The organism is Shewanella sp. 10N.286.51.B8 (genome assembly GCF_041469325.1).
In the GTDB taxonomy this organism is placed as follows: domain Bacteria; phylum Pseudomonadota; class Gammaproteobacteria; order Enterobacterales; family Shewanellaceae; genus Shewanella.
Map to the genome: position 1 here is coordinate 59496 of NZ_JBFRKG010000013.1, position 17641 is coordinate 77136.

Here is a 17641-nt window from a genome sequence, read left to right on the forward strand (position 1 = left end):
ATGTCAGCGTAGCAAGCCATTCAGGTTTGCTACGCTGTCCAATTAACTCAGCAATTAACTCAGCAATTAACTCAGCAATTAACTCAGCAATTAACTGCGTAATCAGCGAGAGATATTTCAGGGCGCTCGCCACTGATAAGGTCTGCAAGCGCTTTGCCAGAGCCTGCCGCCATCGTCCAGCCTAAATGCCCATGGCCAGTATTAATATATAAATTATCAATTTTTGAGCGGCCAATTAGCGGTACACCCGATGCTGAAACTGGTCGTAAACCCGTCCAACTTTGGGTGGTTTCTGGGTTCACAAAAGCGCTAGACTCAGGGTAAATCGCCTGCAATAAATCATAAAGATTCTGCAACCGCCCTGGATTTAACTGGGTATCATAACCGTTAAACTCTGCCGTACCCGCCACCCGAATTCGATTCCCTAGCGGCACCACCCCAGCGTGAAGCGAATGGTCTATCACAGGCATGCTAGGCCCGCCTTGCCAGCCATCAAGCGCTAGGGTTAATGAATAACCTTTACAGGGGCGAACCGGAATATTAACGCCCACTTTATTCGCTAATAACGGCGTGTAACTGCCTGCTGCCAATACAAATGCATCGGCATCTAACTGGCCTTGGCTAGTGTTAATGTGGGTGATTTTGCCCTGGTGCTTAATAATATCGTTCACTGTGGTGTTATATAAAAACTGCACCCCTACTTTTTCAAGGTAAGTTGTTAGCTCAACACAGTATTGATGGGCATCGCCAAAGCGATCTTCAGGAAAATAAATACTCCCTGCAACCTTATCGTTTAGCGGGGCCAATGCAGGCTCAAGTTTAAAGGTGTCATCACGGCTGAGCATAGTGAACTTAACCGCTTCAGGCTTAAGAAACTCAGCCATAGCCAGCACTTCATCCAGCTCCTGTTGCTGACGACAGACCTTAATGGTGCCACTGCCACCACCCAGATCAGACAACCCGATTGCTTGGGTCATATCATCAAGCACATCTAGGGTGTATTTCGCCATGCGGGTGTTACGAAAAATACTCTGCTCATAGGTTTTACGGCTGGAGTGTTTTAGAAAGGAGAGCCCCCACAATGCCAGCGAGGGTAATGCTTTAGGTCTGAGGAGTAACGGGGAGTCTTCTTTGCCAATCATTTTTAGCATATTAAAGAACACACCTGGTGCATTCCAAGGATCTGACAAACTGGGGGTCAGTAAGCCGCCATTGGCAAAACTGGTTTCAAGCCCTGCACTTTCACGTCGATCAATCACTGTGACTTGATGTCCTTGGGCATGTAGCTGATAAGCGGTGCTCAAGCCCAACAGTCCACTACCAATAATAATGATATTCATGTTTTCCCCTCAAGTATTACAGCGCTAATTGGTGGCTAATCTTTTATCGCTAACGCTTCAATTTCAATGCGCGCACCCGGGATCAATAAATCAGATCTCACAGTCGCTCTAGCAGGAGGATTATTAGGAAAAAATTCAGCATAGGCCTGATTAAAGGCGGCAAAATCTTCAACGTGGGTTAACCAAATGGTATTTTTTACAATGGCGTCCAGCGTTAAATCTTGCTCTGCCAATAAGTTTTTGATGTTGGTTAGCACTTGCTTGGTCTGCACGGTGATATCACCATCCACTAATTGATTGTTCTGATCAAACGCCATCTGCCCAGATAAAAAAATAAACCCACCAGCAGCAACCGCAGGAGAGAAAGGTAAGCCTAAGGCATTGTTACCTAATACTTGTTTAGCCATTTAAATTCAACCTTATATCAATGATGTCATGATGATTAAAAATCATTATAGGTTTAGTTATTTAGCCAACACTGCAATCAAGATGACACTTTAGTAACTCTTGTTAATAAAAAAGATCCCTCTAAGTCTGCAGGTAACAAATTAGCACCATTTATTACTATGCTGTCAGCGCCAGCCATGGTAGAAATAATCAGCAGCCTTTACGGTGATGCCTAAATTTTTTACAAGAAAAAGGCCAATATAACAATAAAATATGGCCGTCAATTTCAGCATAAATACTAAAAATAATAACCAAAGTGAGCTCTAGTATGTCGAATACAGCTAATTGGATTGCGTTATTACCGCAACACATCCAAGACGAAGTTACTGCAACATTTAAAATAAAACACTTTAGTGATGGGGAGTACGTTTACAGAAAAGGTGAATCAGGTGCTGGCGCGGGCCAATATCAAATACTCAGTGGTTCGGTTCGTCTCAGGGTCATTGCCGACAATGGTAAAGAAGCCACTTATGTGATTTATGGCGAAGGTGATTGCATCGGTTTTTTATCAGCCATTGATAATGATGTGCGCCCGCAAGATGTTATCGCCATTGGTGAGGTCAGAGTCGGTAAAATTGTATCCAAAGACTTCGACCAATTAACCGAAAAATACCCCATTATTTATAAGACACTGTGTGAGCATGTGTCCTATCGTATTCGAGAGGTGTTTAACATGTATGAGTATGGGTTATTTTTTAATTTAGAGCGCCGCTTAGCCAATCAAATATTATTTTTACTGGCCTTTTCAGCCACTAATGTTCCTAACTCTGCTTGCCAAGAGCTTGAATTTACCCAAGAGATGTTAGCCTCTTCAGTAGGTGCGACCCGTCAGGCCATTAACAAGTTACTGAAAGATTGGTCAGATGCCGGATTTATTGAATATCACTATGGAAAAATCCGTATTTTAGATTCTGAGCCGTTAGCCAAAATATCTGGGGTGGATAAAATGATCACCTCTCAAGTGGCTGTTAAAGCCATCGCGTCATAGGCGTAAATAGGCTTAATTGCCCGCAAGTTATGGGATGAGTTAATGACTGCTGTGACGAGTTGAAGTTAATAGCTCACTTTAAACATTAAGTTAAATAGCATCAAAAAAGCGCAGATTATAAAATAATCTGCGCTTTTTATTTATCGTCAAAACCAAGGTTAAGCGTTAGCTAGACCAAGGTTACACCTGCAAGGCTAAAACTTATATTGTCCTTTAACGCCATAGGTTCTTGGCTGGCTGTACTGAGCACGTCCTATGCCCAAAAATGAGGTCGAGTTATGAATTTGCGACACATCATCTGCCAGATTTTTACCCCATAAGAACACATTCCATGCGCCTGACTCAGCTTCAAAGCCAATTCTTGCAGCGCTTTCACCGCGCTCTTGGTTTAAGTTACTGACGGCATTATCTGGGTTTGAGTAAAACTTATCCCGTTTGAAGTAATCAGCCTGAACCACAAAATCGCCATAGTTCAGTGAATAACGATACTCAGCGCCAATGCCATAGGTATATTTAGGCGCTTCAGCTAATTGATTACCCGAGAAGTCAGTACCAGGGCCTGCTGGCTCTGGAAATGCTTTAAATTCAGCATCAGTGTAACCATAGTTTGCCCACAACTGTAGACTGTCGATAGGTTGCCATTGCAGCTCAAGCTCAAAGCCTTTACTTTCAACTTCAGCGGCGTTGGTTATGGTGATAGCCGTGCCACCTGATGGCAGTTGGGTAAAGCTTTGCACCTGATAATCATCATGTTGTGAGATAAACACATTGGCATTTAGATTTAAGGTGTTATCTAAAAATGGCGACTTAAAGCCAATTTCATAAGAATCAACTGACTCATCTTCAAAGGGTAACGCTTCGGCATCATTGATTAAGTCGGCATTATAACCACCGCTTTTAAAGCCGCGAGAATAGCGGGCAAATAGCAGTAAATCTTCAACAGGGATCCAATTTAAGCTCACCGTAGGTGATACATCTGATGCGTCACGTGACTCTTTGGCTGATAAATTAGTAAACAAGCCTGAAGTATCAACAATGGTGTAATCAATAGCTTTCTCTTCATAGGTGTAACGAAGACCTGCGGTGATACTCCACTGATCAGTAAATCGATAATTACCGTGGGCAAATAGCGCATATGAATCGGCATCAACATCAGCTACACGGCTAGCACCAACATACACTGGTGGCGCAGCTGGGTTAAGTGCAGGTGCAAAGGCTTGGACATCTGAGTCACCCTCAATACTTTGGGTTAGGTAGTAAGCGCCAACAATGTAATCAAAGCTTTCATAGGCAGGAGAAGCGAGTCTTAACTCTTGAGAGAAGTGAGTTGAGTCTTCTGTTTGAAATTCAGTAAAGGCATAGGGCAGTGGCGAATAGTCTTCATCCACATCACTTAAGTTCCATTCTGAGCTACGTAGGCCTGTAACCGATGTTAATTGGAATTCATTGGCAAAGGTATGATCAATGGTCAGCCCGCTGCCTTTAATGGTGCTATCTAACCTTTGGCTTGAATCTAATGACACCACATTGACATCCGGTGCGAGTGGATCATCGACTTTTTCACCCAGTAATACGTTGGCTTTATTTTCAACATAATCAAAGCTTAACGACACGTTGGTATTCTCACCCGCATGCCAATAAAATTGCGCTCGGGTTGCCAGCTCATCTTTATTATTGAATTCATCAACAACTTTATCTGCTGGGATCACCCCCAGCGGATCGCTGTTTTCAACAAAACCATCACGATCGGTTTTCGTCACTGACAAGCGCCCTGAAAAATCTTCAGAAAATGGAACATTAATACTGCCGTTATAGCTTTGCAGGCCAAAATTGCCAATATCCACACCTAAACGCCCGCTCAGCTCATCTGAATGTGGTCGTTTAGTAATAATATTAATCGCACCAGCAACGGTATTTTTACCAAATAGGGTTCCCTGAGGGCCGCGCAATACTTCAACACGTTCAACATCTAACGCGGATTGGTTAGCAGCTGATGAGCGCCCAACCCAAACGCCATCAATATATACCCCAACGCGGTTATCGTAACCTGGGTTACGTGAGCGATCACTAATACCGCGAATACCAAAAGATGGTGACGACTCTATGTACCCAGTGACAATCATGTTCGGCACACTAAATTGCATGTCTCGCACATCTTGCGCGCCTAGCCTTTCAATATCGGTCTCGTTCATGGCACTGATGGCAATAGGGACTTCATTAATTGATTGGGCACGTTTTTGTGATGTCACCTGAATGACTTCAATACCTGTGGCGTTGTCTTGTTGCGTAGGGTCATTTTCTTGTGCATAGCTTGGAGCACTAAGCCCCAGCAAAACCACACTAATTGCGATACCTAATTGTGTTCTCTTCATCGTCGCACCTGTTTATTTATTTTTGTTTATTGGATTATTTTTATAAGCAAAAAACAGCACGCTCCCAAACTGCGCAACTCAACAACTTTGCCTTTATCTAGGGGTAACAAACTGATTAGAGGCAATCTGTCACCTAGATTACAAAGTGGTAACTTTCACGCAACAAACAAAAAGATTTCATCTTAACATTTGCCAGCAGCGTCTTTGTCACTGGACTGACAACTGCTGTTTCGGCGCATAATGTTCAGCAAATGTAATCAATGTGACAGTGTGGTGATTGCTTAAGCCCCTATCTTAACGTTAACGTTTTGATTACAAGTTGGTGGTGGCATGAAAGATTCAAATAAAATTCGCGTGGGGATCGGTGGGCTATTTCATGAAACAAACACCTATGCCACAGAGTTAACTGGGCCGACAACCCTTAAAGATTTAGTGGTGTATGAAGGTGAAGCGCTATTAAAGCTTGCGGGTACTGCCATGGGCGGCGCTATTGATGCCTGTCTCGAAAATGACTGGGAAATCGTCCCAACAGTATTCATGCACGTTAACACCACATTCGGCACAGTTACCGACGATGCTTATGCCGCCGTCAAGCAGCAGCTGTTATCAACATTAGCCAATGAGCCAGTCGATGTATTTTATTTGATGGTTCATGGCGCAGGTATCGTCCAAAGCACCTCAGATTTAGAAGGCGATCTGGCTAAGTCCATCCGCGAGGTCGTTGGGGTTGACACCAAAATCGTTGCCTCAACTGATTTACATGGCAAAGTGACAGATCTTATTGCTCGTGAATATGACTATTACACCACCTGTAAAGAATATGCCCACGTAGATTTTAATCCTTGCGCCAAAGAAGCACTACTCACTGGGGTTAGCGCCTTTTTAAATCAACTGACGCCCACCATGAATTACCAGAAAATTCCGATTTTATTGCCGCCTTCAACCACCATGGAGGCAGGTACCTTTGGCACCTTAATCCGCGATAAGTGCCTTGCCTATGAAGAAAATCCTCAAATACTCAATTGCTCGGTAATGCACGGTTTTCCCTATCAAGACACTGAATATTGCGGCATGTATGTATTAGTGACCACTGACAACGATATTGTGTTAGCTGAGCAAATTGCCACTGAATTTGCCCAATGGATTTGGGACAACAGACAACTCAGCCTTAATCTGCCACCTAATGTCGATCAAACCATTGCCATCGCAACCGATATTCTTGCCACTAAAGGCCGCTATCAAGCCCCCGCCGCTTTTTGGGAAAATGATAATAAACCGATTGTGATTGCAGATATTGGTGACAATCCAGGTGGCGGCTGTACCGGTGACACAACCCATTTGCTGAGTAAAATTCTCACCACCGACTTGGGTAAAGTGGCCTTTTTTAACATTCGCGACCCCCAAGTGGTAAAGCAAGCGATTGAGGCGGGTGTTGGCGCAACGATTAGTGTCAATTTAGGTGGTAAGTTAGATCCACTTCGCAGTGGCGCCCCAATTGAATGCACGGCTTACGTTAAATCAATTTCTGATGGCATAGAAACCATTCGTGGGCCGATGTTAAACGGTGTCAGCTTCGATTTAGGTCCTTCGGTAAGACTCAGCATTGGCCAAGTGGATGTGATTGTGCAAACAGGCTTAGGCCAAGCTTTTGACGATGTATCGGGGCGTGCCCACGGCATTGATATTTATGAATACGATGTGGTTTGCGTTAAATCATCAGCACATTGGCGCGCCTTCTACCAAAAAGTAAGTGATCACTTACTGATGGCTGACTCACCCGGGCTTACCACCGCCAGAGTGGGCGAATTTGCGCATACCAAGCTCACGCACCCTATATATCCCATTGATAATGATGCCAGCTTTCCCATTAGCGCGTAAACGCTTCGCCGATAACAATAATAACAAGGATCATTTATGAAAAGTTCCAGCAATGTCATCAGCGACGATGGCGCATTAAACGCCGAAAACCGGCCCACAACTGCCGAAGATAGCAAGGCGACCAATCGCTATTATGTGCTGTTTATGCTGGCGCTAGTGTGCGCCTTGGCTTATATGGACCGCTTCGTATTGTCGGTGTTAATCGAACCAATAAAGCACGACTTAAGCCTTTCTGATACGCAACTAGGTTTGTTAACCGGCTTTGCGTTCGCCTTTTTCTATGCTGTGTTTGGTATTCCCATTGCCAGACTGGCTGATAAATATAATCGTCCGCTGATTATCTCAGTGAGCGTGGCGCTGTGGAGTGCCATGACCGCAGCTTGCGGTATGTCAGTTAACTTCATTCAACTACTATTAGCCAGAATTGGCGTCGGAGTGGGTGAGGCAGGCTGTATTCCTGCCAGTCACGCCATGCTGGGGGACTTATTTCCCGGTAAACAAAAAGCCTTTGCGATTGGTATTTTCCAAGCTGGCGGCACCGTTGGTATTTTAGCGGGATTAATTTTAGGCGGCTTACTGGCCAACAGTGTGGGTTGGCAAATGACCTTTATTTTTATGGGCCTGCCCGGTTTAATCGTGGGCTTGGTGGTTTGGCTGACAGTAAAAGATAACAGAGGCCTAGATAGTGTCAGCAATCCGCTCACCAATGCTGATAATGATAAGCTCAACCTTATTGCGACCATCAAACATCTGCTAACACAAAGAACCTATCGAAACCTGATGTTAGGGCTATCTATGGGCGCGTTTGGTAATTATGGCATTGTGCAGTGGCTACCGTCATTTTTAATCCGAACCCATCACATGAGCCTTGAAGAAGTCGGTGTTCTTTATGGTTCGGTAATGGGCTTTGGTACCTTGTTTGGTACCTTGGCAGGGGCGTTTTTAGCCCCTAAGGTTATTGCTAAAGATCAGCGCTGGGAAGTCAAATGGGCCGCATGTTGCTTTGTGATTGTCATTCCAATCTTTATCGGCAGCTTTTTAGTTGCTAACTCAACGCTAGCACTGGGGCTATTATTTTTAGGGGTATTTACCTTATCAACTGGGACTGGGCCATCATTTGCCGCAGTGCAAACCGTTGCAGGGCCTAAAATGAAAGCCATGGCCGTGGCACTAACCATGCTGTGTATGGCAATTTTAGGTCAAGGCTTTGGACCATTAGTGGTTGGCATGGTCAGTGACGCTTTAGTACCACAGTTTGGCGAGCAATCACTGCGCTATTCCCTCAGTATCTCAATGATTATTTTGGCATGGGGTGCGATTCATTTATTTAAAGCATCTAGCACTATCGTTAAAGACAGTCAGTCGCTTTAATTAACCTGTCATCAACGGCTTAGGTAATACCTAGGCCGTTAGCTATAACATTGCCATCATAGATACCTGTCTGCTTGCTGGTTTTACAGCCAAAAAATCAACATGGCTCGTCGCTAACCTCTGCCTTTAATCCCCCCTTTGACCTGCGCTTTGAGCGTTAATACCTCAGCTTAAACATTTCTGGTCTACAGTATGTATAAACTAAATTATGCCAATGCTTTTTAACCGACTGATAAAATCGTAAAAATAGCCAAATGTAGGTATTCAGTAAAGCACATTTCGGTTACTATGCGCGCCAAATAACGACTCCCTTTTACCCTAGAGTGACCATGCAAAATGAACGATGACAACTTCATTGAAAAACGCCGATTTATCATAAGATTAGGTAAGGCGTTGCACAAATTTGGCACCCCGGCATATCGCCTTGAGTCCCATTTACAAACGGTCTCTACTACCTTGGGGATTGAAGGCTATTTTTTGATCTCGCCCACTTCAATGACCTTCGTGTTACAGCATGATACTGAGCAAGAATATAATCATGTGGCGCGGGTCAAACCAGGGGAGTTAGATTTAGGCTCCCTTGCCCGCACGTTTGATTTAGTTGAAGAGCTAACCACAGGTCAGCGCACCTTAACCGAAGCCCTTAATCGCCTAGAAGAAATTGCCAACAAGCCTAACCCTTACGGCCATAAATTAACCTTGCTGTCTTTTGGCGTCAGCGCCGGCGCTTTTGCGATGCTGATGGACACCAGTTGGAATGATGTGTTCTGGTCAGCCATGCTAGGGCTACTGGTTTATGGCATGGTTTTTTGGGCTGAGCGCTCGTCACGAATGGCAGAAATGCTTGAGCCCCTTGCGGCGGTGATATGTGCGATTCTTGCCTGCGGTATTGCCATATTAGACCCTAGTATTAATATTCCTGTGGTGATCCTCTCTGGGATTATTATTTTTATTCCCGGTTTAGCATTAACACTGGGGCTTGCGGAGTTAGCCGCGCGGGATCTCATCTCAGGCACAGCCAGAATTATGGATGCGATGATGCTGCTGTTTAAGCTGTATTTTGGCGCCGTATTAGGCATGACACTGGGTAAAGTCATGTTTGGCGAATCAGTGCATATTGAGCCTTACGCGCTACCAATTTATGCCTCGTGGGCGGCGGTGCCATTACTCTCAATGGCGTTAGTGATTATCTTTAAAGCCCGCCTTAAGGATTCACCTTGGGGCATTTTTGCCGGTATCGTGGCGTATTTTTCAGCCATGATTGGCGGCTTATATTTAGGCGAGTCTATTGGTATTTTTGTCGGCGCACTGGCGGTGGGCATTTACTCCAACTTATTTGCCCGTTGGATGAAAGCACCGGTATCCATTGCCCTACTTCAAGGCATTGTTATTTTGGTGCCTGGCAGTAAAACCTATATCGGCTTAAACGCAATGATTTCAGGTGAAACCATGCTCAATCAGGCCCATATTGGCTCACAAGTGTTCTTGATTTTTATGTCACTGATTGCTGGGCTTATATTCGCTAACGTCATCGTACCGCCAAAGCGAAGTTTATAGCTTCTTAAATAATAGCTTCTTATATAATAGCCTCTTATATAACCGCCCTTTTAAAATGGCCCTCTAAAAAAGGCCCTCGGCAACACCAACACCTACAAGGGAGCACATCGCTCCCTTGTTGATTTTTACGCAAAAAAGCAGCGAAATTCAAAATACCCGCCATACTAAGATAAGGCATTTAATTTCAGCTGTTGAAATTTTAAATGCTATTTACTCAATAGCTTAATTAGCTATCCCTTCTATAAATAATTGAGTAGGTACCATAATAAAAACTAATAATATTGTGATAATTCGCGCTAATTGCGCTTTAGCCATTATCCTTGTTATTACCTTGATTATCTCTATCGCCGCGGCACATGCTGAGCAAATTAACAACCTGCAGCATTCAGCCTCGGCATTGGTAATGACAAACAGCAAAAACCAGTCAACCCCCTTTACTGTCGATAACATTATCGTGCAGAGCAATGCTATTTTTGATGAATCAGACCCTGATGCCTTCTTTATTCACCACTGGGCCAACTGGCTACATATCAACACCACTGAAGCAACGATCCTCGATAAGCTTACGTTCACTGAAGGCGATGAGGTAAATCAAAAAACCTTTGCAGAATCCCAGCGCTTACTGCGAGCCGAGCCTTACCTGCGAGAAGCCAAAATTTATCTCGCAGAAAAAGATCCTAGCGCAGAGAATGAGCAAGATACTGTGGTGGTGGAAACCTGGGATAATTGGTCACTCTTGCCCACCTTCAGCTTAAGCTCTAGCGGTGGTGAAACTAAGTTTTCTGTCGGGATAAAAGAAGATAACTTGATGGGACGCGGCATTAAAACCCGCTTTAAATATCAATCAAATGCTGATCGAACCGGTTATAAGTTTGGCATTTCAGCACCACTAAAATTCATCAAACACGCCACAATTGCTGCCAATTGGTATGATAATAGTGATGGTCAAGCAACCCAACTGTATTTTAATAAGCCGTTTTACTCACTAGATACCCCCGATAGGTATTTCGCAGAATACTTAACCGATCAACGTATTGATACCTTAAGACAAAATGGCCAAGACGTTAATGAGTTTGAGCATAATGTCGATTATGCCGCTATCGGCTATGGCTGGCTTATTGATAAAACAGAGGCGGATTTATCGCGAATTAGCTTAGGTTTTACCCAAGATAAACACCAATTTGAGCCCAGTGAGACCTTCCCAAATCAAGCCTTGCCTGAAGACAGAGACTTTTTATACCCTTGGGCAAGTTATGAATACTTACAAGATGATTATAAGGTATTTACCAATATCCATCTGATTAATAATCATGAGGACTTTAACTTAGGCTGGCGCCACTTTGTGCAATTAGGCATTGAGACTAATGATGTCGCCGAAGAGTCTTCTGTAGGATACCACCTGACGGTCAGTAGCAGTCGAGGCTATCAACAACAAGATAATTTATTCTTATTCAACCTTCATGGCGAAGCGAGCTTTAACACCAGCCAAGCCGATTACTATAACGTCAGCGTCCAGGCTGAATACTTTTATCACATTGACCCTAAATGGACTGCCTACGCTAAAACCCGCTTAGCCAGCTCGCAAAATAATTACCTCGATGACCCCTTTGCCCTAGGCGATGATACAGGGGTAAGAGGTTATCCTAACGACTATCAATATGGTGATAATCAATGGTTGCTCACGGGAGAAGTCCGCTATTATCCCAACATCAATTTATATCAACTTGCTGAACTTGGCTGGGCCACCTTTGTGGATATTGGACAGGCGTTTGGCGGGCCTGATGACAATAATGAAGTCAACGCCCCCATTGGCAGCATTGGCATTGGTGCCAGAGTGTATTCATCAAAATCCAGCTACGGTAGTGTCGGCCATATTGATTTCGCGGTGCCCTTTACCAGCGGCGAATATGTCGATGATTGGGAGTGGCGCTTTCAAGTGAAAAATCGTTTTTAAACTGACACTTGTCGTTACTGCTGCAAGCTTAATTTTACTCTCTAACCACTAAGGCTTTTTAACCGCTGAAAAGCCTGCTATTTTTTGTTTCACTTGCTGTTCTTGCTGTTTATCATCAATGCGATAGATGCTTTTTATTCGGGTGGTGAATTGCGGCTCTGCCGCGGTCGATACCGTATCAAAACCCGCTTCAACTGTCCCCAGTTTCGATGAGACCAATAAGGCTTGTGCAAACTGCAAATTATTATCAATGCCATCAAGCACCAGTAAATAACTTTGCCTTGGGCGCACGTCAATAAATAAACTACGGCTATCGATACTGCGCCAACTATCAAGTCGAAAATGACTAATCGAGTTAACCTGCTGTAACTCATCAAACTGATACATGGCCGCTTTTTGCTTACTGGCTTGCGTTGCGGCGCAGCCAGTAAGTAATAGCATGAATCCTAAGCTCATCAACTTGTTTACAGACATGGTATACCCTCCTTTTAATTCATTGCGGCTGAAAACAAACACTCTCAAAAATAACCACTTACGCCACATTTTTCACTTACAATGAATAACCATCACTAAAATTAGTTTCAGTTTATTTATACAAGTTTTTATAATTCGGTACGTGTTCAACCCACTTAGGTGGCGTGCCAATATATTGCTGCACCGCTTTAATAAACTCACTCACTAGCAGGGTTTGCTTACGATGCGGATAGACAGCATATATGCCAGTATCCATAGTGGAAAGTGAATAGCGGGTTAATAATGGCACTAATTTAAGCTCAGTAATCGACTGATTTAAATTAAATAAATCAATATGAGTGTAACCTAAGCCATCCTTCACCGCTTCAATAATGGTTCTGACATCGCTGACTTTATAATTCCCCTGCATTTTATAGTTTTTAAACTGTTCGCCATGGGGCTGCTGGGATAAGCGCATCTGATCTAAGATGACATTACCATTGCTATAAATAACCGCAGGCAATTGAATTAACTCTTCTGGGGTTTGCGGGTGACCATGCTCTGCCAAAAATGCTTCTGATGCCAAGATGGCAAAGTGGGTCTTGGCAATTTTTTTTGCAATCAAATTCGACTCTGTGAGCTTGCCAATCCTAAAAGCCACATCAAAGTGATCAGAAATAATATCGGCGCGTTTATCATCCAATGACAGGGTAACTTTAACATTGGGGTATTGCTTCATAAATTGGCTGATGACAGGTTGCAGATACTCCTGACCAAAGAAGATAGACGAGGTAATTCTAATAATCCCTTTCGGCTCAGACTGATATGAATCTGCAATATTTTGGATTTGATTTAGGGTATCTAATAAAGTCTGGGTTTGTTCGAGGATCTCTTCCCCTGCTGAGGTTAATGAAAACGAGCGCGTTGAGCGATTAAGTAATTGCACCCCTAATTCGGCTTCCAACTTTTTGATTTGCTTTGACAGTAACGAGTTATCCATATCGTGCAATGCCGCCGCTTTAGTAAACGAACCCTGCTGCACCACATCAAGAAAAAGACTCAGCTGTTTAGTAATCGATTGCATTTATCATGTCCTTGGAAGCTTCAAGCAACTTCAAATAAGCTTGAATAAGCTTGAATAAGCTCGAATAAGCTCGAATAAGCGTACTCAGCTAACGTTGATTAAACTAATCATAGCTTGCTGCCAAACTGAATCCAATCAAAGTCGCCGCCTAATAGTTGATATAAGCTTCAAGTTTACGATTGCTCAGTATCAATAACTTCCCTCAAGCCCTTATGCTTATCTTTGCCCTGAGAAAAAATGGCTATCACTCAACAATTACGTCGAGAAATTAAACTTAAATCTACGCTTTTTCAATGCATTAATCGCAAAACACTTTTTATTTTGAACAATCGTTCAAAATAAATCTTGAACGATCGTTCAATTAAGTCTATATTTATTTCACACAATGAAGTTACCCCCTATTTTTTACTAGAGCTAACTGACTTGAACTAAATTATTTATAAGAAGATTCAAATTCGGAGCATCATCATGAGCAAATTTACTATTCACACTATCGAGTCTGCACCACAAGCAAGTAAAACGATGTTAGAACAGTCTTTAAAAAGCTTTGGCATGGTGCCCAATCTTCATGGAGTGCTTGCTGAATCGCCGAATACCTTTGAGGCCTATCAAACACTGCATAACCTATTTGAAAGCTCATCTTTCAATGCCGAAGAATTAACGGTAGTGTGGCAAACCATTAATGTTGAACATGGTTGTACATACTGTGTACCAGCCCATACTGGCATCGCCCATATGATGAAAGTGGATGGCGCATTAACTGAAGCACTGAGAAATCGCACCGCAATGCCAACCGCTAAATTACAAGCACTACATGACACCACATTGTTGATGGTGTGTAACCGTGGCTTGTTATCTGATGCTGAAATGGAAGCCTTCTTTACAGCAGGTTATGGTCAGCAACAGTTACTGGAAATCGTTTTAGGTCTGTCACAAAAAGTCATTAGCAACTACGTAAACCATGTTGCTCATACTCCGGTGGATAAGCCTTTTCAACAATTTGCTTGGGAAAAGTAGCCGCTAATTCAGCGCCCACCAATAAGTAAGACATTTACGGTTAACATTAAAGCTGATAATTATCAGCTTTAATCATTTTCAAAGCTAAATCCAAGTACAATTCTAAATTCGAACCTAAATTCAAACCTAAGTACAAACCTAAGTACAAACCTAAGTACAAACCTAAGTACAAGCCCAAGAAAAGCATAAGTCCAAAATCACATAGCAAGGCAGGTGTAATATGTCAGAAAAAATTAAACTCGATATCGTTTCAGATGTAGTTTGTCCATGGTGTGTGGTCGGTTACAAGAGTTTGCAGCAAGCCATTAAAGAGCTGGGGATAGAAGACAAAGTTGAACTTGAGTGGCAACCTTTTGAACTCAATCCTGATATGCCTACAGAAGGTGAAGAATTACGTGCACATGTGGCGCGTAAATATGGTTCAAGTGCTGAAGATAGCGCCAAAGCCAGAGAAAATATTGCCCAGCGCGGCGCCGAATTCGATTTTGAGTTTAACTTTGGCGACGATATGCATATCGTTAATACCTTTGATGCTCATATATTGCTGGATTACGCCAAAGGTTTTGATAAACAAACTGAATTGAAATTACGTTTGTTTAGCGCTTACTTTACTGAGCATAAAAATGTCTCAGATAGAGCAGTATTGGCCAATGAACTGGCAGCTATTGGGCTTAACGTCGATGAGGCTATGGCATTATTAGACAACCCCGACATCAGAGAGCATATCAGCGCTGAAAAAAACCAATGGACCGCTGCGGGGATTTCTTCGGTACCGACGGTTATATTTAACCGCACTAGTGCCTTAAACGGCGCTCATCCGGTTGAGTCATATAAACAGGTACTGACGCAACTATTGGCAGAGTTAGAAAGTAACTAATGGTGAGACTTTTTTAAAGCCGATGACATAATAAACGGATGATAAATATCATCCGTTTTTTAGTTTATGAACCCGCTGTTGATGGGATTTATCCCGTTCTGCTTTAAGCTTTTAGAGCACGGCTCATTAACTTCACTGCTAAATAAGCTTTGGTAAATGTTATCACTGCGGCGTTAAGTCTCTTTAATCGCAAATTGGCTCATCATATTATCTAATGCTAGTAAATCAGTGGCGATCACATTGGGCTGAATCTCCCAAGGGTCAAATATCGCCGTTGGTGATCGCTTAACCCAAGCTGCTTTAAGCCCTGCCGATATAGCCCCCGTCACATCAAAAGAATTACTGGAGATTAACCAAGTTTGACTGGCGACTGAGCCTGACACTTGCAAAAAATGCTGATAAATAGCCGGATTAGGCTTAAAGGTATTGATCTCATCGGCGCTCACTATCGCTTCAAATAACTCAATAAGGCCTGCTGTTTGCAATAATTGCTCAACCGCTTTGGCAGTACCATTTGAAAAGGCAAATAACCGATAACCTTGGGCTTTAAATGCCAGCAAGCCTTGCTTTACTTCTGCAAATGCTGGCAAGGTTTTATAGCGTTCTAGTAAGGCTTGTTTTTGGCTTGAAGATAAAGATATTTGATAATACAGGCAGGTATAATCTAGCGCTTGGCGGGTACACTCACTAAAAGGAACATAATTGTTCATCAAGCCTCTGCGAAACGAATACTCTAATTGTTTCTCGCGCCAAGTAGTTGAGAACCCAAAGGCTTTATCACCCACCAGCGTTTGCAATTGTGCCAACAGCCCATGGGTGTTAATTAGCGTGCCATAAACATCAAAAGCCAGTGTAATAGCCATATTCATCCCTTAAAAATAAAATCATTTATTTAGAGGTTTTACTTTAGTGCTCTTTGTCCCTAGCCGCTGCATTGCCATTGCAACAATCAAACGCTTTTTAATGGCCAGGCATTAATTGCGAACTTTCAAATACACCATCAATGAGAGTTTGAATGGTATCGTCATCTTGATTGGCATGGGCATAAGTACGAATACCAATTATCTGCACTTGAATAAAACGTGCTAACGCCTGTGGATCTTGAGTCGTATCTAACTCACCTAACTGCTGCGCTTCAGTGAGTAGTGCGGCAAATTCAGCCTCAACCATCCCTAAGGCACTTTTAGCTTCAGCTAATAAATCGGCATTGTCTGTGGTTAATTCTGCCACAGTTTTAACCAGCATACACATACCACTTGGCACGGTTGATTTGTTGGCTAACACTGAGCGCTCAATAAACAGTTTTAACGCCCTAAGGGGCGAGCCAGCATCAATACGGCACTGGGCTAACATCTCAACACCCGTTTGCGCATAGTATTGTAAGGCCTCTTTAAACAAGCCTTCTTTGCTGCCAAAGCTGGCATAAATACTACCAGGGCGTAAATCGATTACTTCTTGCAGGTTACGCATTGAAGTCGCGTGAAAACCTTTTTGCCAATATAGGTTGGCCGCTTTTTGAATCGTTTCCTCACGATTAAATTTGGCTGCTTTAGTCATAATCTTAGTCTCAGATCTATATTGAACGATTGCTCAATTTTACAATGAACGACTGTTCAAGTCTAGTTTGCCTTACTGGCGATGACCAATAATTGCAGCTCTAGTAGTTTTAAGGTTTATCTGATTTAATCACCTTAATAAATGACGCTACTTGGTGCCAAGGCTTAAACAACTGAACTTCAATAACGATCAGGCCAAACTGCAATCTTCATCTAGGCCATTATCCCCTATGACACTATCAATAGTGTTAGTGGTATTGCTGTGTCAGTTATTTACTATTAGTACGGCATTCTCAGTGCAATACCCTCACGGAGAACATCCATCAGGTATCGTGCTTGCCCATCACCATGCAGATTTATCACAGCACTCTCATCCTTACCAAGAGGCTGAAAATACACTTAAAAAAACCTTTAATGCCACTGAATCACAGGCAGAAATATTAGCAGCGAATAACCCTGATAAGTCCGCTGCTGATCATGAACATGCTAATCAGTCACTCTCTGCGGCTCATCCACCATTCGAATCCATATTTGTCGCTGAATTTGCCCATACCAATACCCTTTCAGATAATCCAATAGATTATCAAAGTTACCAATTTGCTCCCCCTATACCTCCACCACATCAATAAGTCAGCGACTTTATAATCATATTCGTAATAAGAGTGATTTAACTGACTGCGCATTCATCAAGGCCAAACTGAGTTATTTCAGCAGAGCTTCAATGATTGAGCTCAGTCGTAAAGCGAT

The 17641-nt window shown here is 43.0% G+C and carries 15 protein-coding genes; 8 read left to right on the forward strand and 7 right to left on the reverse strand.

Annotated features, from left to right (window positions below; translation table 11 throughout):
• Positions 1 to 83 precede the first annotated feature (83 nt).
• On the reverse strand, positions 84 to 1340 hold the full coding sequence (locus tag AB4160_RS06395; protein WP_372003939.1) for a D-amino acid dehydrogenase: 1257 nt from the start codon (positions 1338 to 1340) through the stop codon (positions 84 to 86).
• Between the two features lie 35 nt (positions 1341 to 1375).
• Complete coding sequence (locus AB4160_RS06400) at positions 1376 to 1747, reverse strand: RidA family protein (protein WP_102475793.1); 372 nt, start codon at positions 1745 to 1747, stop codon at positions 1376 to 1378.
• A gap of 308 nt (positions 1748 to 2055) precedes the next feature.
• Here AB4160_RS06400 and AB4160_RS06405 point away from each other — a divergent pair, with 308 nt between their 5' ends.
• Complete coding sequence (locus tag AB4160_RS06405; RefSeq protein ID WP_372003941.1) at positions 2056 to 2775, forward strand: Crp/Fnr family transcriptional regulator; 720 nt, start codon at positions 2056 to 2058, stop codon at positions 2773 to 2775.
• A gap of 194 nt (positions 2776 to 2969) precedes the next feature.
• On the opposite strand, the gene AB4160_RS06410 is transcribed toward AB4160_RS06405, so the two are convergent.
• Positions 2970 to 5147 (reverse strand): TonB-dependent receptor, encoded by a 2178-nt coding sequence (locus AB4160_RS06410; protein ID WP_372003943.1) that lies wholly within the window; start codon positions 5145 to 5147, stop codon positions 2970 to 2972.
• Positions 5148 to 5477: 330 nt separating this feature from the next.
• Here AB4160_RS06410 and AB4160_RS06415 point away from each other — a divergent pair, with 330 nt between their 5' ends.
• The 4 genes from AB4160_RS06415 (at position 5478) to AB4160_RS06430 (ending at position 11907) form a co-directional block, all read left to right on the forward strand.
• Positions 5478 to 7025, forward strand: coding sequence for a M81 family metallopeptidase (locus tag AB4160_RS06415; protein WP_372003945.1), 1548 nt, complete (start codon positions 5478 to 5480; stop codon positions 7023 to 7025).
• 36 nt (positions 7026 to 7061) lie between these two features.
• Complete coding sequence (locus tag AB4160_RS06420) at positions 7062 to 8396, forward strand: spinster family MFS transporter (protein WP_372003946.1); 1335 nt, start codon at positions 7062 to 7064, stop codon at positions 8394 to 8396.
• Between the two features lie 336 nt (positions 8397 to 8732).
• Positions 8733 to 9953 (forward strand): threonine/serine exporter ThrE family protein, encoded by a 1221-nt coding sequence (locus AB4160_RS06425; protein ID WP_102440310.1) that lies wholly within the window; start codon positions 8733 to 8735, stop codon positions 9951 to 9953.
• 403 nt (positions 9954 to 10356) lie between these two features.
• A complete protein-coding gene (locus AB4160_RS06430) occupies positions 10357 to 11907 on the forward strand; it encodes a ShlB/FhaC/HecB family hemolysin secretion/activation protein (protein WP_372003986.1) in 1551 nt (516 codons plus the stop codon).
• A 48-nt stretch (positions 11908 to 11955) separates the two neighbouring features.
• On the opposite strand, the gene AB4160_RS06435 is transcribed toward AB4160_RS06430, so the two are convergent.
• Both AB4160_RS06435 and AB4160_RS06440 read right to left on the reverse strand, forming a co-directional pair.
• On the reverse strand, positions 11956 to 12381 hold the full coding sequence (locus tag AB4160_RS06435; protein ID WP_102440311.1) for a DUF6491 family protein: 426 nt from the start codon (positions 12379 to 12381) through the stop codon (positions 11956 to 11958).
• Between the two features lie 112 nt (positions 12382 to 12493).
• Complete coding sequence (locus AB4160_RS06440) at positions 12494 to 13444, reverse strand: LysR family transcriptional regulator (RefSeq protein ID WP_303446348.1); 951 nt, start codon at positions 13442 to 13444, stop codon at positions 12494 to 12496.
• A gap of 468 nt (positions 13445 to 13912) precedes the next feature.
• On the opposite strand from AB4160_RS06440, the gene AB4160_RS06445 reads away from it, so the two are divergent.
• Positions 13913 to 14461, forward strand: a complete 549-nt coding sequence (locus tag AB4160_RS06445) for a carboxymuconolactone decarboxylase family protein (RefSeq protein ID WP_372003949.1) — start codon at positions 13913 to 13915, stop codon at positions 14459 to 14461.
• A gap of 220 nt (positions 14462 to 14681) precedes the next feature.
• Positions 14682 to 15338 carry a DsbA family oxidoreductase gene (locus AB4160_RS06450; RefSeq protein WP_372003951.1) on the forward strand — a complete coding sequence of 219 codons (657 nt, stop codon included), beginning with the start codon at positions 14682 to 14684 and terminating at the stop codon, positions 15336 to 15338.
• 173 nt (positions 15339 to 15511) lie between these two features.
• On the opposite strand, the gene AB4160_RS06455 is transcribed toward AB4160_RS06450, so the two are convergent.
• Together AB4160_RS06455 and AB4160_RS06460 are read right to left on the reverse strand one after the other, a co-directional pair.
• Complete coding sequence (locus AB4160_RS06455; RefSeq protein WP_102530826.1) at positions 15512 to 16201, reverse strand: haloacid dehalogenase type II; 690 nt, start codon at positions 16199 to 16201, stop codon at positions 15512 to 15514.
• 97 nt (positions 16202 to 16298) lie between these two features.
• Positions 16299 to 16895 carry a TetR/AcrR family transcriptional regulator gene (locus AB4160_RS06460; RefSeq protein ID WP_102440316.1) on the reverse strand — a complete coding sequence of 199 codons (597 nt, stop codon included), beginning with the start codon at positions 16893 to 16895 and terminating at the stop codon, positions 16299 to 16301.
• Between the two features lie 229 nt (positions 16896 to 17124).
• Here AB4160_RS06460 and AB4160_RS06465 point away from each other — a divergent pair, with 229 nt between their 5' ends.
• Entirely contained in the window at positions 17125 to 17523 is a 399-nt protein-coding gene (locus AB4160_RS06465; RefSeq protein ID WP_102519723.1) for a hypothetical protein, read from the forward strand.
• The last annotated feature ends 118 nt before the right edge of the window (positions 17524 to 17641 follow it).